This window comes from Streptomyces sedi, from assembly GCF_006335015.1.
GTDB lineage: Bacteria > Actinomycetota > Actinomycetes > Streptomycetales > Streptomycetaceae > Streptomyces > Streptomyces sedi.
The window spans coordinates 63,696-83,742 of sequence record NZ_VDGT01000011.1 but is presented as its reverse complement, the minus strand read 5'-3'; the positions used below and the strand labels follow the sequence as shown (position 1 = coordinate 83,742).

Below are 20,047 nucleotides of genomic sequence, written 5' to 3'. Positions count from 1 at the left end.
TGCTCCGCTTGCCGTGTCCGGCACCACGCCCGGCGGGCCGCCGGGCCACCGGCGGCACCGCGGTCCCGAACCACCTTCGGGTCCGTGCTCAGCCGCCGCGGCGGTAGCTCTCGGCTGTCACGTCGTAGATGTCGGCCACCCGGTCCCTGAGGTCGTCGGGGCCGAGCACCTGCACCACATGGTAGTCACCGGCGATGAGCAGCACGCGGTTGAACGCCACCAGCTCCCCGCCGCCCTCGCGCCAGCCGAAGACCCCCTCGGCCATCTGCACGTCGCCGACCCTGGTCTCGATCAGCCCGCTCTGCGAGCCGAACTGGTACGCCCGGAAGTCCGCCAACTCGGGCTGCTCGGTGAGCTGGTAGTCCATCGGCGTGTCACCGAAGTCGGCCACGCTGTCACGGCCGGGGACCACCACGATCTCTATCTCGCCGTCGGTGAAGACGACCCGCTGCTCCGGCCCCTCCTCGCGCTGCCAGTCGTCCGGGACGGCCAGCGTGAAGCCGGCGCCGTCCTCGACGAGGCCGAAGCCGTCGGGCGGCGGGGCCGGTTGGCTGTCCTGCTCGTTGGGCGAGGGCTGGGTGGCGCCCTCGGTGGGCTCGCCCCCGTCCGGCTCCTCCTCGGGCTCGCCGTCGGCGCCGCCGGCGCCGCCCGTCGGGTCCTCCGCCTCGTCAGGCGTGGGGTCGACGTCCGGGGTGTTCTCCCCCGTCGCGTCGCCCTCGCCGCGCTCGTCGGGCGCGAACGCGAGCACATAGGCGACCGCGCCGGCCAACCCGAGCAGCACCAGCGTCAGCAGCACCCGCCCGAGCCGGCGCGGGCCGCGCTCCCGGCGCGGGCGCCGGCGCGGGCCGACCAACTCGCCGCGGCGGCGCAGTATCGGCAGCCGCCGGGGGTCGGAGGGGCGGCCCGGCTCCAACGCGGGCGGCGGCGCGGTGACCGTGCGGCGGCCGACGTCCGGCTCGGGCGCGCCGCGCAGCATGGAACGCAGCCAGCCGCGCAGCGCCTCGGCGCTCGGCCGCTCCGTCGGGTCCTGCCGCAGCAGGGACTCCACGATGGGCCGCAGCGCGCCGCAGTCCTCGGCGAACGCGGGCTGCTCGGCGCAGACGGCCTGCACCAGCTCGGCCGCGCTGTCCTCGGGGTAGGCGGGGTGGCCCTGCACCGCGCGGAAGAGCAGCGCGCCCAACGCCCAGAAGTCCGCCGGCGGGCCGACGGGCGGGGCCAGCCGCCAGTGCTCGTAGACGGGACCGGCCTGCTCGGGTGCCCAGCGCTCGGTGACGGCGCCCACGGTGGTGATCCGCGCCTGGCGGGCGCGTTCGGCGGCCAACGCGCTGTCCGGACCCCGGTAGCGCTGCTCGTCGGCCGCGCGTTCGCCGGGCGGGGGCGCGTGCTCGACGTGGGGGGCGGGCGGCGGCTGGGGCGCGCCGGAGGGCTCTCGCCGCGCGGGCGGTAGCGCCGGGGCGTGGCCGCCCCGCGCGCCCTGCCCCGCGTGGGGGCCCGGGCCGAAGCGCCCCTCGTACACGTCGTGGCCGTCCTGCCCCGCGGGCGGGTGCGGGGGCCCCTCCTGGGGCCTGGGGCGCGGCGGCTCGGTCAACTCCCAGCCGGTGCGCACCGGTTCGCTCGGCCGCCGAGCGCCTGGCAGGTCCGTCGGCCCCGCGCCGCCGCCGTGGGCGCCGTCCGCGCCTTCGCCGCCCGGGGGGCGCGGGGACATGCTGGCGCTGCGCGCCGCGCCGGCCCGCGCGCCGGCGCGGTAGGCGGCGATGGCGCCGCTGCGCGCGGCGCGGTCCGTGGTGGGGCGCTCGCCGGGGGCGCCCGGCTGCTGCCCCGGGTCGCCCGGCGGGCCTTCGCCGCCTTCGAAGTCCCAGGTGGTGGGCAGCCCTTCGCGCTCGGACGGCCGTCCGGCCCGCTGGCCGCCCTGCTGGCCGTTGTCCCAACGCCGGTAGCCGTCGGGCAGCTCGCTCCCCGGCTCTCCCTCCTGGAAGCCGGGCGGCAGCTCCGCCCGTTCGCCCGGCTCGCCCCGCTCGTCATCGGCGGGCGCCTCGTCCCCGGCGAAGCCGGCGGGCCACCGCGGCTCCTCGGAGCCCCAGTACCCGGCGCCGGTGGGCGCGCCGCCCGTCTCGCCGCCGTCCGGCGGCCAACCGGCCTCCCGCGCCCGGCCGTTGCCGGCCCGGCCTCCGGCGTCGGGCGCCGCCGCGCCCGAGGGGCGCGGGCCGCCGTCGGCCGTCGGGGCGTCGTCGCCCCAGGAGCCGCCACCGGCGGGCGGCGCGCCGTAGCGCCCGGCGGGCGGGCCGCCGGGCGCGGGCTTCGCCGGGGTCCGGCCGCCGGCGGGGCCGGTCGGCGAGACGCCGGTGCGGGGGTGGGCGGCGAAGGTGTCGGGGATGTCGGGCGCGGGCAACGGGTCGTAGCCGCAGAGGACTTCCTCCGCGGCGCCCGCCGCCAGCCCGGTCAGCACGGCGCGGCCGTCGTCGCAGATCAGCACGGTACGCGCGGAGACGTTGCGGTGGGTCCAGCCGTGGGCGTGCACGATCCGCAGCGCGGCGAGCAGGTCGGCGGCGACCTCGGCCGCGCGGTAGGGGCCGAGTCGTTCCTCAGCGAGCAGGGCGGCCAGCGGCCTCGACGGCACTAACTCACTGACGATCCACAGCCCGTCGCCCTGCACGAAGACGTCGAAGACCTGGTCGAGCCTGGGGTGGTCGGGCAGCGCCGCCGCCGCCATGGCGGCCTCGACGGCCCGTCGGACGACGGGGTCGTCCGGCGTCCTGGTCGCCCGGTCCGCGCCGGGGCCGCGCCCGCCGCCGTCGGCCAGCTCGGCGTCGACGACCTCGGGCAGCGGCACCTGGCGGACCAGGACCTCCTGGCCGCTGGCGGTGTCGAAGGCCCGGGACTCGACGAACTCGAACTCGTCGGACGGGGTTGGGGGAAGCCGGTACCGATCGGCCAGCAACCGCCCCGCGTACTTGTCCACCTTGCGCCTCCCCACCGCGTGCCCACCCAGCGAACGGCTTCCCACACGATACGGCGCGGGACGCCTGTCCGGCTACGGTCTGTCAACTCACGATTCTTCTCAGTTCCAATCAGCCCTATGGCAGCCCTCGTTCAGCACCAGTCATCTCCCGCCAGATCCGGTCAGTGGTGGAGGGAACGCCCGACACCGCCGCCCCGACCCCGCCGCCCGGGACGCGGCCGGAGCCGGGTCGCCGGGTCACGGGTCGCCGGGTCACGGACCGGCCGTACACGGGCCAGCGGCACCCAGGTCGCCGGAACACCGGGCGCCCGAACACCGGGCGCCGGAGCACCGGGCGCCGTAACTCGGGCCGCCGGGGCTCACTCCAGCGGCTGGAAGGTCTGGAAAGCCGTCTCCCGCAACGTCTCGCACGAGCCTCCCTCCCACTCGCCCGCCGGGCAGGTGATCATGATCGCGTAGCCCCGGTCGTCGTCGACCTTGAAGCCACGGTTGAGCACCCGGACTCTTTCCCCGTTCTCCACCCTTTCGAACTGCCAGTCGGCAACCGTGGGATAGTCCCGCCACTCGACGCTCTCGATCCCCAGCGGTTCGTACCCGTCGCTGTTGCTCCGGACCGCCGGCTCCAGATCGCGCCACGCGTCCTCCGCGTCGGAGCCGGGGCTGCCGTTGAAGTCCACCTGGAGCTTGACCGGACTGCCGGACTCCGCCGCGTAGATGGCGCCCGAATTCTGTCCGGCTATGCCTATCCGCTGCCAGCCCTGCGGCAGCGCGATGCGGAAGTGGAAGTCCGCGTCCACGACCTCGGCGTAGCCGCTGGGTCCGTCCGGCTCGGCGTCCGGGTCGTTCTCCGGCGCCGTGCCGGGCGGCCCGTCGTCGTCACCCGACCCGCCGTCCTCCCCGCCCGAGTCGCCGGGCGCTCCCGCGGAGTCGCCCCCGCCCTCCTCGCCCTCGGGGCCGCCCTCGGGGCCGCCCTCGGAGTCGCCGCCCGAACCGCCCTCGGGGCCCGGCTCGTTGCCCTCCTGCTGCCCCTCGGTCTCGCCCTGCTCCTGCTCCCCGGACGGGCCGCCCTCGTTCTTCGTGTCGTCGCCGCTGGTCAGCCAGATCACGACGGCCGTCCCGAGCACGACCAGCGCCAGCGCCACCGCGCCGATCGCCAGCACCAGCCGCCGCCGGTCCGCGTCCTCGCCGCCCGGCCGCCCGGCCGGCGGCGGGGTGCGCGGCCCGCCGGGGGCACCGGCGGCACCGAGCGGGGCCGCGGGCCGCGCCGGCGTGCGCGGGTCGCGGGCTCCGGCCTTCGGCCGCGCGCCGGCGCCCGCGGCAGCCCCCGCGCCCCTCGCCCTCGCGCCGTCGTTACGGCCCTCGCCGTCCGCACCGCCCTCGGCACCCTCCCCGCGCGAGACCGCCGGAACGTCCCCCGGCTTCGGGGTGCTTCCCCCGGCCACCAACAGCGTCTGGTGGTCGGTCGTCGACCCGGAGCCCTCGTCCCCGGCCAGCGCCGCGTTCAGCAGCTCCCGCACCCGGGGCTCCGCCGGCCGGTCCTCCGGCTTCCTCTGGAGCAACTCCATGATCAGGCCGCCCAGTCGGCCCGCCTGGGCGGGCGGCGGCACCGGGTCGTGCATCACGGCCGCCAACGTGGCGATCGCGCTGCCCTCGTCGAACGGCGGCCGGCCCTCCACACAGCAGTACAGCAGCGCGCCCAGCGACCACATGTCGGCCGGCGGCCCCGGCGAGGCGCCCCTGGCCCGCTCGGGCGAGATGTAGGAGGGGGCGCCCACCAGCATCCCGGTCGAGGTGATCGACGGGTCGCCCTCGACCTTCGCGATGCCGAAGTCCGTCAGCACCACCCGGCCCTCGTCGTCGGCGACGATCACGTTGGACGGCTTGACGTCGCGGTGCAGGATGCCCGCCAGGTGCGCGTCCCGCAGCACGTCGAGGATGGCCAGACCGGTCTCGGCGGCCCGGTGCGGGGACATCGGGCCTTCCTGCCGAATGATGTCGGCCAGCGAACGCCCCTCGATCAGCTCCATCACGATCCAGGGGCGGGAGCCCTCGTCCACCACGTCGTAGATGGTGACGACGCCCCGGCTGCGGATGGTGGCGATGGCCTTGGCCTCCCGCAGCGTGCGGGTGATCATGCGCTTGCGCTCGGCGTCCTCGATCCCGGCGGACAGCCGCAGCTCCTTGACCGCGACGGAGCGCCCCAGCACCTCGTCCCTGGCCCGCCACACCGTGCCCATGCCGCCGCGCCCGACGACGGAACCCAGCCGGTAGCGCCCGTTGAGCAGCTTGCTCGCCCCCGCCTTGCGGCCCGGGGCCACCTTGGTGGTCGGCCGGTCCTCCACGTCCGCCGCGCCCGAACGGCCGCCCGCGCCGCCGCCCTTGCCCTTCGCGCCGGTCGAACGGCCCTCGTCCTCGCCGTCCTTGGGCGCCTCGGCCGCGTCGTCCGCCCCGGCGGCTTCGTCCTCAGCCCCGTCGGACGCGTCCTCCGCCTCGTCCTCGTCCCGCCTCCGGGCCGCTCCCGCCGCGCCCCGCCCGGCGCCGGAGCCCTCGGCAACGCCCGCTTCCCCGCCCTTCGCTGACGAGGCGCCGGCTTCCGTGCCGCCGTCCTCTACCTCGTCCGGCTGTCGGCGCAGCCTCGACTCGTTCGCCCCACTGTCCTGGCCCATGCGTGCGTCCCCTCCGGCTTCCCGGGCCATTGTCACCCATCCGTATGACATCCGGGGCGCCGGGCGACCCGCCCGGCCGAGTCGATCAGTAACGAATCAACACGGGCGGGCCGCCGGGGCGTCAGAGCGGAACGGTGTCCGGGGCCCCCAGCCGAGCGGCGTCGGCGGTCTGGTCGTCGGGCTGGAGCTGCGACTCCCGCTCGGCCTCGACCCGCTTCAGATAGTGCTCCACCTCACGTTCCACCTGCCGGTCGGACCAGCCGAGGACGCCTCCCATCAACTCGGCGCACTCCTGGGCACTTCGGGTGCCCCGGTCGAAGGTCTCGATCGAGATCCGGGTGCGCCGCGTCAGCACGTCCTCCAGGTGGCGGGCGCCCTCGTGCGAACAGGCGTACACGATCTCGGCCTTGAGGTAGTCGTCGGCCGCCGGCAGCGGCCGGCCGAGGCGCGGGTCGTCGACGATCAGGTCCAGCACCTCCTGCGTCAGGGAGCCGTAGCGGAGCAGCAGGTGCTCGACCCGCGCCTCGTGCAGCCCCGCCCTGGCCGCGATCCTGGCCCTGGCGTTCCACAGCGCGGCGAAGCCCTCGGCCCCCGCCAGCCTGACCTCCTCCGTGCAGCACTCCGCCACCCGCTGGTCCAGCCCGTGGACCGCGGCGTCCACCGCGTCCTTGGCCATCACCCGGTAGGTGGTGTACTTGCCGCCGGCGACCACCACGAGCCCGGGCACCGGGTGGGCGACGGTGTGCTCGCGGGAGAGCGTGCTGGTGGCGTCGGACTCCCCGGCCAGCAGCGGGCGCAGCCCCGCGTAGACGCCCTCCACGTCGTCCCTGGTGAGCGGCGTGGCCAGCACGGAGTTGACGTGTTCCAGCAGATAGTCGATGTCGGCGCTGGACGCGGCCGGGTGCGCCTTGTCCAGGTCCCAGGCGGTGTCCGTGGTGCCGACCACCCAGTGGCGGCCCCAGGGGATCACGAAGAGCACGCTGGTCTCGGTGCGCAGGATCAGCCCGGTCGAGGAGTGGATGCGGTCCTTGGGCACCACCAGGTGGATGCCCTTGGAGGCCCGGACGTGGAACTGCCCGCGCTCCGCGATCATCGCCTGGGTGTCGTCGGTCCACACGCCGGTCGCGTTGACCACCTGCCGCGCCCTGATCTCGTAGGCGCGGAAGTCCCCCTCGCCCTTCCCGCTGCCGCTCTCCAGGTCCGAGACCCGCACGCCGACGACCCGTTCCCCCTCCCTGAGGAACGCGGTGACCCGCGCCCGGTTGGCGACCCGCGCGCCGTAGCCGGCGGCGGTGCGCACCAGGGAGGCGACGAACCGGGCGTCGTCCACCTGCGCGTCGTAGTACTGCAACGCGCCGACCAGCGCGTCCTTCCGCAGACAGGGCGCCACCCGCAGCGCCCTGGTGCGGCTGAGGTGACGGTGCGTGGGCAGCCCACGCCCGTGTCCCGAGGAGAGCGACATCGCGTCGTAGAGCGCCACGCCCGAGCCCGCGTAGAACCTCTCCCAGCCGCGGTGCCGCAGCGGATAGAGGAACGGCACCGGGCGCACCAGGTGCGGGGCGATCCGGCCGAGCAGCAGCCCGCGTTCCCGCAGCGCCTCCCTGACCAGGCCGAAGTCCAGCATCTCCAGATAGCGCAGCCCACCGTGGATCAGCTTGCTTGAGCGGCTTGAGGTGCCGGCCGCCCAGTCCCTGGCCTCGACGAGGCCCGTGGACAGGCCCCTGGTGGTGGCGTCCAGCGCGGTGCCGGCGCCGACGACGCCGCCGCCGACCACCAGGACGTCCAGCTCCCGTTCCGCCATCCGCGCCAGTGCCTCGGCTCGCTGTTCCGGTCCTAGCGTCGCTGTCCTCACCGCTGCCTCCCTGGCATGTCGTGTGCGTCCGCCGTGCCCTGGTCCCGATCGGCCCCGCGTTCCGGCCGCCCGGAACGCCGTCCCGCCTTCGTCTTCCGACGCCCTTTCAGCACGCCGTTCCAGCGTCCCCCAGGCCGGACCGGCTCGCCGCCCGAGCGCCGCCCTCCGGCACTCGCCCGGCCCCGCCGATCGACACAATCCACCATTTCTGTCATATATGCCCGTAACCTGACCGGCAGCGCATATGCCCTCCCCGGGGGGAGCGGCAGAAGGGAAGGGAGCCGCCCGCGTATGCCCGCTGATCTCGCCGTTCTCGGCCTTGGGCCCATGGGAATGCCCGCCGCCAGGGCGGCCACCGCCGCCGGCATCTGTACCGTCGCCTTCGTACCGGATGCCCGGCTCGCGTCGGGCTTGAACGCGGGCCGCCCGCCCGCCGACGGCTCGCTCTCCGCGCCCGCGCTGCGGCGGATGCTGGCCGGCGGCTTCCGCGCCGCCAGCGACCCGGTCGTGCTGGGCCGGGTCCGCACCGCGCTGATCTGCGCGCCGACCCCGCCCGACGACCGGGGCGCCCCCGACCTCACCGGCGTGCGGGAGGCCGCCGCCGCGCTCGCGCCCCGGCTGCGCCCGCGCACGCTGGTGGTGTTGGAGTCCACGGTGCCGCCCGGCACCACGGAGGGCGTGCTGCGCCCGGTGCTGGAGCGCGGCTCGGGGCTGCGCGCCGGGCGCGACTTCCAACTGGCGCACGCCCCCGGCCGTTCCGGCCCCCAGCCCGCCGGCGGCCCCGCCGCCGTCCCCCGGGTGATCGGCGGCCTGACCTCCGACTGCGTCGAGGCCGCCGCCGCGTTCTACGGGCGGCTCACCGACAAGGTGGTGCGCGCCCGCGGCCTCCGCGAGGCGGAGACGGTGAAGGTGCTGGAGACCAACGTCCAGCACGTCTCCGCCGCGCTGATCAACGAGATGGCGATGTTCTGCCACGAGCTGGGCATCGACCTGTGGGACGTCGTCCGCTGCGCCGAGACCCGCGCCCCCGCCACCGGAGTGAGCCGCCCGGGACCCGGCGTCGCCGGCCCGGACGCGCCGGTCAACCCGGGCGAACGACTGCGGCTGGTGGGCCTGGCCCACGAGGTCAACGCGCGGATGCCCGGCTATCTGACCGGCCGGGCCACCGCGCTCCTCAACGAGCACGGCAAGTCGGCCAGGGGCGCCGACGTCCTGCTGCTCGGCGTCGCCGACCCCGAGCTGCCCGAGCCGGAGCGCGGCGCCGCGCGGGAGATCGCCTCCCGGCTGATGACGCTCGGCGCCCGGCTGAGCTTCCACGACCCGGGCGTCGGCGAGTGGCGGGTGGCGGGCCGGCGGGTGCCGCGCGCCGACTCACCGTACGAGTCGGCGGCGGCTGCCGATCTGACGCTGCTGCTGCACCACCACGGCACCTACGACCTCCAGGGCCTGGCCGCCAAGGCGCAGCTGCTCTTCGACACCAGGGGCGTCACCCCGGCGGGCGCCGCCCACCGGCTGTGAGCCGGCCGGCGAACGCCCCGTCGCTCAGCGCGAGCGGGCGACCGTGACCTCGACCCGCTGGAACTCCTTGAGCTCCGAGTAGCCCGTGGTGGCCATCGCCCGACGCAGCGCGCCGAAGAAGTTCATCGAGCCGTCCGGGATGTGCGAGGGGCCCGCCAGCACCTCGCGGGTCGTCCCCACCGTGCCCAGGTGCACCTTCTTGCCGCGCGGCACGTCCTCGTGCACGGCCTCCATGCCCCAGTGGTGCCCGCGGCCGGGGGCGTCGGTGGCGCGGGCCAGCGGCGAGCCCATCATCACGGAGTCGGCGCCGCAGGCGATGGCCTTCGGCAGGTCGCCCGACCAGCCGACACCGCCGTCGGCGATCACATGCACGTAGCGCCCGCCCGACTCGTCCAGGTAGTCGCGCCGGGCGGCGGCCACGTCCGCCACCGCCGTCGCCATCGGCACCTGGATGCCCAGCACGTTGCGCGTGGTGTGCGCGGCACCGCCGCCGAAGCCCACCAGCACGCCGGCCGCGCCGGTCCGCATCAGGTGCAGCGCCGCCGTGTAGGTGGCGCAGCCGCCGACGATGACCGGGACGTCCAGCTCGTAGATGAACTGCTTGAGGTTCAACGGCTCCGCCGCGCCCGAGACATGCTCGGCCGAGACCGTGGTGCCCCGGATCACGAAGATGTCGACGCCGGCGTCGAGCACCGCCTTGGAGAACTGCGCCGTCCGCTGCGGGGAGAGCGCCGCGGCCGTGACCACGCCCGCGTCCCTGACCTCACGGATGCGCCGGAAGATCAGCTCCTCCTGGATCGGCGCCGCGTAGATCTCCTGGAGCCGGCGGTTGGCCAGCTCCTCGTCCAGCTCCGCGATCTCGGCGAGCAGCGGCTCCGGGTCCTCGTAACGGGTCCACAGCCCCTCAAGGTTCAGCACCCCGAGCCCGCCCAGCTCGCCGATGTGGATCGCGGTCTTCGGCGACACGACGGAGTCCATCGGCGCCGCCAGGAACGGCAGCTCGAAGCGGTAGGCGTCGATCTGCCAGGCGATCGAGACCTCCTTCGGGTCGCGGGTGCGGCGCGAGGGCACCACGGCGATGTCGTCGAAGGCGTAGGCACGACGCCCACGCTTGCCACGCCCGATCTCGATCTCAGTCACAGGTAGAGCCCCTTCATACGGTGTGCGCCCCCCAGTATCACCGATGCCGCCGCGGCGGCACCGGGCCCGCTACCGCCGCGAGTAGTTGGGGGCCTCCGTGGTCATCTGGATGTCGTGCGGGTGGCTCTCCTTGAGCCCGGCCGAGGTGATCCGCACGAACTGCCCGCGCTCCTTGATCTCCGGCACGGTCCGCCCGCCGAGGTAGTACATCGACTGGTGCAGCCCGCCCACCAGCTGGTGGACCACGGAGGCCAACGGGCCCCGGTAGGGCACCTGCCCCTCGATGCCCTCGGGGATCAGCTTGTCGTCGTCGCCGACGCCCTGCTGGAAGTAGCGGTCCTTGGAGTAGGAACGGCGCTCGCCGCGCGACTGCATCGCGCCGAGCGAGCCCATGCCCCGGTAGGACTTGAACTGCTTGCCGTTGATGAACTGCAACTCGCCGGGGGACTCCTCGCAGCCGGCCAGCAGGCTGCCGAGCATCACCGTGTCCGCGCCGGCGACCAGCGCCTTGGCGATGTCGCCGCTGTACTGGAGGCCGCCGTCGCCGATGACCGGGACGCCGGCCTCACGGGCGGCGAGCGCCGCCTCGTAGATCGCGGTCACCTGCGGCACACCGATGCCGGCGACCACCCGGGTGGTGCAGATCGAGCCGGGGCCCACGCCCACCTTGATGCCGTCCACGCCGGCGTCCACCAGCGCTTTGGCGCCGTCCCTGGTCGCCACGTTCCCCGCGACGACGTCGACGCCCGCGTGGGCGCCCTTGATCTTGGCGGCCATCTCCGGCACCAGCCGGGAGTGGCCGTGCGCGGTGTCCACCACCACGAAGTCCACGCCGGCCTCGATCAGCGCCTCGGCCCGCTCGTAGGCGTCGCCCGCCACACCGACGGCGGCGCCGACGATCAGCCGGCCCTCCGAGTCCTTGGCCGCGTTCGGGTACTGCTCGGCCTTGACGAAGTCCTTGACGGTGATCAGGCCCTTGAGCCGGCCCGAGCCGTCGACCAGCGGCAGCTTCTCGATCTTGTGCCGGCGCAGCAGCTCGACGGCCTCCTCGGGGGAGATCCCCACCTGGCCCGTGACCAGCGGCATCGGCGTCATCACGGCCCGCACCTCGCGGGAGCGGTCCGTCTCGAAGGCCATGTCGCGGTTGGTGACGATGCCCAGCAGCCGGCCGGACTCGTCCGTCACCGGCACGCCGCTGATCCGGTAGCGCCCACACAGCTCGTCCGCCTCGCGGAGGGTGGCGTCCGGCCGGATGGTGATCGGGTCGGTGACCATCCCGGACTCCGAGCGCTTCACCCGGTCGACCTGGGCGGCCTGCTCCTCGATCGAGAGGTTCCGGTGGAGCACCCCGGCGCCGCCCTGGCGGGCCATCGCGATGGCCATCCTGGCCTCGGTGACCTTGTCCATCGCGGCGGAGAGCAGCGGAACGTTGACCCGGACGTTGCGCGAGATCCGCGAGGAGGTGTCGATCTCGTCGGGTGCCAGATCCGCCGAGCCGGGCAGCAACAGCACGTCGTCGAAGGTCAGCCCGAGCGCCGCGAACTTCTGCGGCACCTCGCCCACGTGATCAGTCATGACACCACTTTTCCGAATGAACCGAACGATCCGAACACTCCCCTCGGGCTCACTCGGCCGGGGTGTCCAGCTTACGACCCTCGGAACACCCGGACGGCCTACCGTCCGGCGAGCGCCCGCAGCCGGGTCAGCGCCCGGTGCTGCGCCACCCGCACCGCGCCGGGGGACATCCCGAGCCGGTGCCCGGTCTCCTCGGCGGTCAGCCCGACGGCCACCCGCAGCAGCACCAGCTCACGCAGATGGGCGGGGAGGTTGGCCAGCAGCTTCCTGGCCCACTCGGCGTCGCTGCTGAGCAGCGCGCGCTCCTCGGGGCCCAGCGAGTCGTCGGGCCGCTCGGGCATCTCGTCCGAGGGCACCGCCATGCTGCCGGGGTGCCGCAGCGCGGCGCGCTGGAGGTCGGCGACCTTGTGCTGGGCGATGGCGACGACGAAGGCGTCGAACGGGCGGCCCGTGTCCCGGTAGCGCGGCAGCGCGCAGAGCACCGCCAGGCACACCTCCTGGGCCAGGTCGTCCACGAAGTGCCGCGCCTCGCCCGGGAGTCGGGAGAGCCGGACCCGGCAGTAGCGCAGCGCCAACGGGTGCACATGGGCCAGCAGGTCGTGGGTGGCCTGGGCGTCGCCCGTGGCCGCACGATGCGCCAGGGCGGCGATCGCCGAGGTGTCGTCATCGCGCATCGGTCCATGGTGCACCCCCGCCGGCCGGTCCGTGGCCGTCGAGGCGGAGTTGTGCACCGAAGCGTTATGCGCGGGAGCGCTGAAGGTCACGATCCTGGCCCTCCCCTTCACACCCGGCTGGCTCGTCCCCAAGGAGCTTCATACCTCCAGGATGCGACACCGGTGGACCGTTTGCGTCCCGCTTCCCGCCGGACGGGGTGGAGCGCCGCCGGCGAACACCCCGTCCCGCCCCGTGCGCCGCCTGGGGTCAGCGGACCAGCCCCCAACGAAAACCCAAGGCCACGGCGTGTGCGCGGTCCGAGGCTCCGAGCTTTTTGAAGAGCCGGCGGGCGTGGGTCTTGACCGTGTCCTCGGAGAGAAACAACTCACGGCCGATCTCCGCGTTCGACCGGCCGTGGCTCATGCCCTCCAGCACCTGGATCTCCCGGGCGGTGAGCGTGGGCGCCGCGCCCATGTCCGAGGAGCGCAGCCGGCGGGGGGCGAGCCGCCAGGTCGGGTCGGCCAGGGCCTGGGTGACCGTGGCCCGCAACTCCGCGCGCGAGGCGTCCTTGTGGAGATAGCCGCGGGCGCCGGCGGCGACGGCCAGGGCCACGCCGTCGAGGTCCTCGGCGACCGTCAGCATGATGATGCGGGCGCCCGGGTCGGCGGAGAGCAGCCGGCGGACCGTCTCGACACCGCCGAGCCCCGGCATCCGCACGTCCATCAGGATGAGGTCGGAGCGGTCGGCACCCCAACGGCGGAGGACCTCCTCGCCGTTCGCCGCCGTCGTGACCCGTTCGACACCGGGCACGGTCGCGACCGCGCGACGGAGTGCCTCCCGGGCGAGCGGGGAGTCGTCGCAGACAAGGACAGAAGTCATGGCCGTCCTCCGCAGCTGATGCGCGTCACCTTGAGCCTCCAGGGAGTGTGATTCGTCGTCCTGGCGATTGACAACCACGCCAACCGCCTCCGCCCTCTCAACGACGGTCACCCGAAAGAGTTACGGCTTCCAACCCCGCCGCATCCGCACTGTACGTGACTGATCCGTCACCCCGAAGCGGGGGTCCGGCAAACACGCCGGGGTTTGAGTTCTGCCCTATTTAGACCTTCTTTTCCGCTTTGACGTGTCTAAGGCTATATTCGGCTGGTAGTCATATTTACATCTACTTCCTGGGCTCCTCGCTGGCTCAAGGGCTGGTCGCGCCGACGACCCCGATGACGATGGGACATGCCATGGCAGATTTCTCCCGCCTACCCGGCCCCAACGCCGATCTGTGGGACTGGCAGTTGATGGCCGCCTGTCGGGGGGTGGACAGCTCGCTGTTCTTCCATCCCGAGGGGGAACGCGGGGCCGCGCGCAGCGCCAGGGAGGAGGCCGCGAAGGAGGTCTGCACCCGTTGCCCGGTGCGCACCGAGTGCGCGGCACACGCCCTCTCCGTCCGTGAGCCCTACGGGGTCTGGGGCGGGCTGACGGAGGACGAGCGCGAGGAACTGCTGGGGCGCGCGCGGCGCGGGCTCGCCGAGAGCGGGGCCGTGCGCCGCGGCTGAGGAACGCGGGGCGGTGCGGACGCACCGCGACGCGGCGGCTACCGTCGCCCCATGACGACCGCATTGGTGACCGGGGCGAGCGCGGGGATCGGCGCGGCCTTCGCCCGCAGACTGGCCGGGGACGGCCTGGACCTGGTGCTGGTGGCCAGGGACGAGGAACGGCTGGCGGCCCAGGCCGCCGAGCTGGCCGAGCGCCACGGCGTCTCCGTGACGCCGCTGCCCGCCGACCTGGCCACGGACGAGGGCATCGGGAAGGTCGCCGAACGGCTCGCCGACGCCGACCGCCCGATCGACCTGCTGGTGAACAACGCCGGCTTCGGCCTGGGCGGCGGCTTTCTGCGGGCCCCGCTCGACGACGAGCTGCGGATGCTGCGGGTGCACTGCGAGGCCGTGCTGCGGCTGACCTCGGCCGCCGTGCCCGGGATGCGGGAGCGCGGGCGCGGCGGGGTGGTGAACGTGGCCTCCGTCGCCGCGTTCGTGCCGCGCGGGACCTACGGCGCCTCCAAGGCGTGGGTGGTCAGGTTCACCGAGGGCGTGGCGCTCGAACTGGCCGGCAGCGGGGTGCGGCTGATGGCGCTCTGCCCCGGCTTCGTGCGCACCGAGTTCCACCGGCGCGCCGAGATGGACATGGCGTCGCTGCCGGGCTGGATGTGGCTGGACGCCGACCGGGTGGTGGCCACCGCGATGCGGGACCTGGCGCGGCGGCGCGTGGTGAGCGTGCCGTACTTCCGTTACAAGGCGCTGCTGGGCGCGGCGAAGCTGCTGCCCGTCGGCGCGCTGGGCCGGGTCTCGGCGCGGGCCGGGCGGGAGTTCGGGCCGCGCCGGCGCGGCGAGCGCCCGGGGGCGCTGGCCCGGCGGGCGGCGTCCCGCGAGGCGCCCACCGAGTAGGGCACACCGGCCGGGGAACGCGAACGGCCGGTCCCGGCACCCCCCGCGGGGTGTCGGGACCGGCCTTTGTCGCGCTCAGGCGGCCCGGGGGCTCACCTGGCTCAGTGCGAGTGCCCGTGGCCGTGGCCGGCGGCGGCCTCCGGCTCCTCTTCCTTCTTCTCCACCACCAGGGTCTCGGTGGTGAGCAGCAGGGAGGCGATGGACGCCGCGTTCTGCAGGGCGGAACGGGTGACCTTGACCGGGTCGATCACGCCGTCCTTGACCAGGTCGCCGTAGACGCCGGTGGCCGCGTTGTAGCCCTGGCCCTTGTCCAGCTCGGAGACCTTGGAGGTGATGACGTAGCCCTCAAGGCCCGCGTTCTCCGCGATCCAGCGCAGCGGCTCGACGGCGGCGCGGCGGACGATCGCCACGCCGGTGGCCTCGTCGCCGGTGCGGTCCAGGTCGTTCTCCAGGACCTTCGCCGAGTGGACCAGGGAGGCGCCGCCACCGGGGACGATGCCCTCCTCGACCGCCGCGCGGGTGGCCGAGATGGCGTCCTCCAGACGGTGCTTCTTCTCCTTCAGCTCCACCTCGGTGGCCGCGCCGACACGGATCACGCAGACGCCGCCGGCGAGCTTGGCCAGGCGCTCCTGGAGCTTCTCGCGGTCCCAGTCGGAGTCGGTGGCGTCGATCTCGGCCTTGATCTGGGCGACCCGGTCCTGGATGGCGGCGGCGTCACCGGCGCCGTCCACGAGGGTGGTGTCGTCCTTGGTGATCGTGACGCGGCGGGCGGTGCCCAGCACCTCAAGACCGACCTGGTCGAGCTTGAGGCCGACCTCCTCGGAGATCACGGTGCCGCCGGTGAGGGTGGCCATGTCGCCGAGCATCGCCTTGCGGCGGTCGCCGAAGCCGGGGGCCTTGACCGCGACGGAGTTGAACGTGCCGCGGATCTTGTTGACCACCAGGGTCGAGAGGGCCTCGCCCTCGACGTCCTCGGCGATGATCAGCAGCGGGCGGGAGCCGCCGGACTGCATGATCTTCTCCAGCAGCGGCAGCAGGTCCTGGATGGAACCGATCTTGCCCTGGTGGATCAGGATGTACGGGTCGTCGAGGACGGCCTCCATGCGCTCCTGGTCGGTGACCATGTAGTGCGAGAGGTAGCCCTTGTCGAAGGCCATGCCCTCGGTGAAGTCCAGGTCGAGACCGAAGGTCTGCGACTCCTCGACGGTGATCACACCGTCCTTGCCGACCTTGTCCATGGCCTCGGCGATCAGCTCGCCGACGCGCGTGTCCTGGGCGGACAGCGCGGCGACGGCGGCGATGTCCTCCTTGGAGTCGATCGGCCGGGCGCTGGCCCGCAGGTCGTCGGCGACGGCGGCGACGGCCGCGTCGATGCCGCGCTTCAACCCCGAGGGGGAGGCGCCGGCGGCGACGTTGCGCAGGCCCTCGCGCACGAGCGCCTGGGCGAGCACGGTGGCGGTGGTGGTGCCGTCACCCGCGATGTCGTTGGTCTTGGTCGCCACCTCCTTCACCAGCTGGGCACCGAGGTTCTCGTACGGGTCCTCGGCCTCGACCTCGCGGGCGATGGTGACGCCGTCGTTGGTGATGGTCGGCGCGCCGAACTTCTTGTCGATCACGACGTTGCGGCCCTTGGGGCCGATGGTCACCTTGACCGCGTCCGCCAGCTGGTTGACGCCGCGCTCAAGGGCCCGACGGGCGTCCTCGTCGAATTTCAGGATCTTCGCCATGGGTCTTCGGTGTCCCTTAGTTCCTCTAGGAGTCAGGCCTCAGGCCGTGGAGTCAGGGCCGCGGCCGTGGAGTCGGTGCCGCGAGCGGGCCGCGTGCGGGCCGCGCACGAGCCGCTCGCGTCAGACAGCGCCCCGGCCCCGGCAGCCGGTGCGGCGCGGGTCCGGGGCGCGGTCTGACACAGGCGCTCGCGTGTTACTTCTCGACGATTTACTTCTCGACGATGGCGAGAACGTCGCGGGCCGAGAGAACGAGGTACTCCTCGTTGTTGTACTTGACCTCGGTGCCGCCGTACTTGCTGTACAGCACGATGTCGCCGACCTTGACGTCGAGCGGCAGACGGTTGCCGTCCTCGAAGCGGCCCGGGCCCACGGCCAGGACGGTGCCCTCCTGGGGCTTCTCCTTGGCGGTGTCAGGAATGACCAGGCCCGAGGCCGTGGTCTGCTCGGCGTCGAGCGGCTGGACCACGATGCGGTCCTCAAGCGGCTTGATGGCAACCTTGGAGCTGGCGGTCGTCACGATCCGACCTCCCCCTTCGGAGATCTCACGGGGTTTATCTAGGGCTGGATGGCGACCTGGTGGACCCGTCGTCGCGGGTGCCGAGTCCGCCTGTCGCGCGGTTGGCACTCCTTCAGTGAGAGTGCCAACCACGAGACTATGACGCGGTTAGCACTCAGTCAACTAGAGTGCCAATGAGGCGCCGTCCGGCGGGGTGCCGTCCGGCGGGGCTGGGAGCGACAACGCGTCCGTATCGCGCACGTGGGTTGTCGTCCTCGGCCCGCCACCCAGCATTCGCGCCGTTCCCCGCGCCCCCAAGCCGCCCACCGGCCAAGAAGGGGCGCGGGGAACTGCGCGAGCAACCGGACGTCGGGCTCACGCCGACAACCCACCTTGCCGGTGCGGACCGTGGTCGACTGCGGCCCGCCACCAATGCACCGCGCAGTTCCCCGCGCCCCCCAAGCAGGCCGCCACCTACCGAGCGTGAACCCGCACCTGACCCGACCACACCCACCACACCAGGGGCGCGGGGAACTGCGCGAGCGACCCGACGCCGGGCCGAGGACGACAACCCACCCGGACCGGCAAGGTCAGTAGTCGACCCCGTGCCCCCGGCAAGGGGCCACCGGTGGGTCAGAGGTAGTCCTCCAGGCGGGCGATGGCGAAGCCCTGGTCCGTGGCGGCGTCCACCAGCCGGCGGAGCATGTCCGTCATCGCCGCGTCCCACTCCGCCTCGCCGCGGAAGTGGGTGAGCACGATGTCGCCGGGGTGGAACTTCTTGTCCGCCCGCCCGTACTCGATCCGGTCGGGGAACGCCTCGGACGCCCACAGGGGAACGACCTCGATCCCGCAGTCGGCCGCCGCCCGCAGCGTCGCCTCGTCGTAGGCGCCGTACGGCGGCCGGAACAGCTTGGGGCGTTGGCCCAACCCCCGTTCCATGTTCTTCTGTTGGCCGCAGATCTCGGCGTGCTGCGCGGCCTCGTCGAGGGTGTTCATCTGCCGGTGGTTGATCGCGTGGTTGTGCATCGCGAAGCCCTCGCGCTGGGCCTCGCGGAAGTAGCCGTAGTCGGCGCGGGCCACCTCGTCGGAGAGGAAGCCGCTCATCGGGATGTCGAGCGCGCGCAGCATCTCCAGCAGCGCGGGGTCCTTCTCCTCGCCGTCGTCGACCGTGAGGAAGATGACCTTCTCGTCCGTCGGGACCTGGACGATCACCGGGGGCAGGCCCTCGCCCGTGATGTGCCCCGGCTCGGTGGTCAGCTTCGGCTTCTCCTCGGGGGGTCTGGGCGCGCGCAGCGGCACGCGGCGCAGTTTCCAGTGCTTGGTGGCCGCCCCTCGGCGCACTTCGGCCTGCTGAAGCTCCCGCGCGTACGCCTGGAGCGAACGCGCGATGTCGGGCGCCTGCACGTGCTGCGCCACGCCCTGGAAGGCGCCGCTGACCGGGCTGGCCGCCTCAGCGGCCAGCGGGCGCCAACGGGGGCCGGCCGAGGGCGGTTCGGCGTGCGACGGCGGCGGCAGGCCGACGCCCGAGCAGACCACGGCGAGCACGCCGGCCCCGGTCAGAGCGCCGTACCGCCGCAGCCGCACGCGGACCGCGGGGGACGGCCCGCCGACCACGCCGGCCAGTCGGCGCGCGGACACCGCGCGGGGGCGCGCGTGGCGGGGAGCGCGGGCGCGTCTTCCAAGCCAACTCCGCCAATAATTTTGTACTACTTGTCGGATTAGCTTCATGGTTCGGGATCGTGCCACCGGCAACGACCACTCCCCCGCAGGCCCGACCGGGCGGCCGGGCAGAATGACCCGGGTGGCCCCACCCCCAGCGACCTCGGCGGAGTCCGAGCGCCCCGACGCCCCTGCCGCCTTCGCCGCCCTGCTCACCGAGCGGGGGCAGCACCTGCTGGAACGGGTGCGCGAGGTCACCCCGGCCGAGGAGTTGGCCGTCGCCACCCGGCTGCGCAGGGAGCACCCGCCCGAGCTGGTCGCCGCCGCGCTGGGCCAGGCGCGGCTGCGGCAGCGCGCGGTCGCCAAGTTCGGCGACCGGGCGGCGGCCATGTACTTCACCCCCGACGGCCTCGAACAGGCCACCAGGACCGCCGTCGCCGACTGGCGCGCCCGACGCCTCGCGCGGGCCGGCGCGCGCCGGGTCGCCGACCTGTGCTGCGGCATCGGCGGCGACGCGGTCGCGCTGGCCGAGGCCGGGCTCACGGTGCTGGCCGTCGACCGTTCCCCGCTGACCCGCGCGGTCGCCGAGGCCAACGCGGCGGCGCTCGGGCTGGCCGACCGGATCGAGGTGCGGGAGGCGGCCGTCGAGGACGTCGCGCTGGACGGCTTCGACACCGTCTTCGTCGACCCCGCGCGGCGCGGCGGCCGGGGCAGGGTCTTCGACCCCGCGGCCTACTCGCCGCCGCTGTCCTGGGCCCTGGAGACCGCCGCCCGGACGCCGAACGCCGCGCTGAAGATCGCGCCCGGCGTCCCGCACGAGGCGATCCCCGCCGAGGCCGAGGCCGAGTGGGTCTCGCACCGGGGCGAGGTGAAGGAGGCGGTGCTGTGGTTCGGCGGCGACGCCGCGCCCGGCCGCCGCAGGGCCACCCTGCTGCCCGGCGGCCACACGCTGACCGGGACGCCGGAACCGGCGCCCGTCGGCGCCCCCGGGCGCTACCTGTACGAGCCGGACGGCGCCGTCATCAGGGCCGGGCTGGTCGGCGAGGTGGCCGAGGCGATCGACGGCAGGCTGGTCGACGCGAGCATCGCCTATCTGACCACCGACGCGCCCGCGCCCACCCCCTACGCCACCGGTTACGAGATCACCGACGTGCTCCCGTTCCACCTCAAGCGGCTGCGGGCGCTGCTGCGCGAACGGGGCGTCGGCACGCTCACCGTCAAGAAGCGCGGCTCGGCGATCAGCCCCGAGGAACTGCTCCGCCGCGTCCGGCCGAGCGGGCCGAACGCCGCGACCGTCTTCCTCACCCGGGTCGCCGACGCCCCCACCATGATCCTCGGCCGGCCGCTGTAGGCGCCGGCAGCTGTA

General features: G+C 74.1%; 14 protein-coding genes. 4 read left to right on the top strand and 10 right to left on the bottom strand.

What is annotated here, in order from left to right:
* Nucleotides 1-88 precede the first annotated feature (88 nt).
* The 3 genes from FH715_RS16065 to FH715_RS16055 all read right to left on the bottom strand — a co-directional run bounded on the left by FH715_RS16065 (nt 89) and on the right by FH715_RS16055 (nt 7,477).
* A complete protein-coding gene (locus tag FH715_RS16065; protein ID WP_139645812.1) occupies nt 89-2,959 on the bottom strand; it encodes a protein kinase family protein in 2,871 nt (956 codons plus the stop codon).
* Nucleotides 2,960-3,318: 359 nt separating this feature from the next.
* Entirely contained in the window at nt 3,319-5,625 is a 2,307-nt protein-coding gene (locus tag FH715_RS16060; RefSeq protein WP_139645810.1) for a serine/threonine-protein kinase, read from the bottom strand.
* 121 nt (nt 5,626-5,746) lie between these two features.
* Nucleotides 5,747-7,477 carry a glycerol-3-phosphate dehydrogenase/oxidase gene (locus FH715_RS16055; protein WP_139645808.1) on the bottom strand — a complete coding sequence of 577 codons (1,731 nt, stop codon included), beginning with the start codon at nt 7,475-7,477 and terminating at the stop codon, nt 5,747-5,749.
* A gap of 291 nt (nt 7,478-7,768) precedes the next feature.
* Between FH715_RS16055 and FH715_RS16050 the strand changes: the two genes are divergently transcribed.
* Entirely contained in the window at nt 7,769-8,995 is a 1,227-nt protein-coding gene (locus FH715_RS16050; protein WP_139645806.1) for a nucleotide sugar dehydrogenase, read from the top strand.
* A gap of 24 nt (nt 8,996-9,019) precedes the next feature.
* On the opposite strand, the gene FH715_RS16045 is transcribed toward FH715_RS16050, so the two are convergent.
* The 4 genes from FH715_RS16045 to FH715_RS16030 form a co-directional block, all read right to left on the bottom strand.
* On the bottom strand, nt 9,020-10,135 hold the full coding sequence (locus tag FH715_RS16045; protein WP_139645804.1) for a GuaB3 family IMP dehydrogenase-related protein: 1,116 nt from the start codon (nt 10,133-10,135) through the stop codon (nt 9,020-9,022).
* Nucleotides 10,136-10,204: 69 nt separating this feature from the next.
* Nucleotides 10,205-11,710, bottom strand: coding sequence for an IMP dehydrogenase (guaB, locus tag FH715_RS16040; protein ID WP_139645802.1), 1,506 nt, complete (start codon nt 11,708-11,710; stop codon nt 10,205-10,207).
* A 98-nt stretch (nt 11,711-11,808) separates the two neighbouring features.
* A complete protein-coding gene (shbA, locus tag FH715_RS16035) occupies nt 11,809-12,384 on the bottom strand; it encodes an RNA polymerase sigma factor ShbA (RefSeq protein ID WP_281259638.1) in 576 nt (191 codons plus the stop codon).
* Nucleotides 12,385-12,631: 247 nt separating this feature from the next.
* A complete protein-coding gene (locus tag FH715_RS16030) occupies nt 12,632-13,243 on the bottom strand; it encodes a response regulator transcription factor (protein WP_019431595.1) in 612 nt (203 codons plus the stop codon).
* 353 nt (nt 13,244-13,596) lie between these two features.
* On the opposite strand from FH715_RS16030, the gene FH715_RS16025 reads away from it, so the two are divergent.
* Nucleotides 13,597-13,911 (top strand): WhiB family transcriptional regulator, encoded by a 315-nt coding sequence (locus FH715_RS16025; protein WP_139645798.1) that lies wholly within the window; start codon nt 13,597-13,599, stop codon nt 13,909-13,911.
* 51 nt (nt 13,912-13,962) lie between these two features.
* On the top strand, nt 13,963-14,799 hold the full coding sequence (locus tag FH715_RS16020) for an SDR family NAD(P)-dependent oxidoreductase (RefSeq protein WP_139645796.1): 837 nt from the start codon (nt 13,963-13,965) through the stop codon (nt 14,797-14,799).
* Between the two features lie 101 nt (nt 14,800-14,900).
* Here the strand turns inward: FH715_RS16020 and groL are convergent, their stop codons facing one another.
* The 3 genes from groL to FH715_RS16005 all read right to left on the bottom strand — a co-directional run bounded on the left by groL (nt 14,901) and on the right by FH715_RS16005 (nt 18,660).
* Entirely contained in the window at nt 14,901-16,526 is a 1,626-nt protein-coding gene (gene groL, locus FH715_RS16015) for a chaperonin GroEL (RefSeq protein WP_139645793.1), read from the bottom strand.
* Nucleotides 16,527-16,734: 208 nt separating this feature from the next.
* The gene (groES, locus tag FH715_RS16010) at nt 16,735-17,043 is read right to left on the bottom strand and encodes a co-chaperone GroES (RefSeq protein ID WP_097230433.1); all 309 of its coding nucleotides are present in this window, start codon (nt 17,041-17,043) and stop codon (nt 16,735-16,737) included.
* A gap of 612 nt (nt 17,044-17,655) precedes the next feature.
* Nucleotides 17,656-18,660 (bottom strand): polysaccharide deacetylase family protein, encoded by a 1,005-nt coding sequence (locus FH715_RS16005; protein ID WP_246108770.1) that lies wholly within the window; start codon nt 18,658-18,660, stop codon nt 17,656-17,658.
* Nucleotides 18,661-18,814: 154 nt separating this feature from the next.
* Here FH715_RS16005 and FH715_RS16000 point away from each other — a divergent pair, with 154 nt between their 5' ends.
* Nucleotides 18,815-20,032 carry a class I SAM-dependent methyltransferase gene (locus FH715_RS16000; protein ID WP_139646033.1) on the top strand — a complete coding sequence of 406 codons (1,218 nt, stop codon included), beginning with the start codon at nt 18,815-18,817 and terminating at the stop codon, nt 20,030-20,032.
* The last annotated feature ends 15 nt before the right edge of the window (nt 20,033-20,047 follow it).

Coding starts and splice junctions, on each gene's coding strand:
- FH715_RS16060 (WP_139645810.1), bottom strand. CDS start 5,625: ATGGGCCAGGACAGTGGGGCGAACGAGTCGAGGCTGCGCCGACAGCCG.
- FH715_RS16050 (WP_139645806.1), top strand. CDS start 7,769: ATGCCCGCTGATCTCGCCGTTCTCGGCCTTGGGCCCATGGGAATGCCC.
- guaB (WP_139645802.1), bottom strand. CDS start 11,710: ATGACTGATCACGTGGGCGAGGTGCCGCAGAAGTTCGCGGCGCTCGGG.
- shbA (WP_281259638.1), bottom strand. CDS start 12,384: ATGCGCGATGACGACACCTCGGCGATCGCCGCCCTGGCGCATCGTGCG.
- FH715_RS16030 (WP_019431595.1), bottom strand. CDS start 13,243: ATGACTTCTGTCCTTGTCTGCGACGACTCCCCGCTCGCCCGGGAGGCA.
- FH715_RS16025 (WP_139645798.1), top strand. CDS start 13,597: ATGGCAGATTTCTCCCGCCTACCCGGCCCCAACGCCGATCTGTGGGAC.
- FH715_RS16020 (WP_139645796.1), top strand. CDS start 13,963: ATGACGACCGCATTGGTGACCGGGGCGAGCGCGGGGATCGGCGCGGCC.
- groL (WP_139645793.1), bottom strand. CDS start 16,526: ATGGCGAAGATCCTGAAATTCGACGAGGACGCCCGTCGGGCCCTTGAG.
- FH715_RS16000 (WP_139646033.1), top strand. CDS start 18,815: ATGACCCGGGTGGCCCCACCCCCAGCGACCTCGGCGGAGTCCGAGCGC.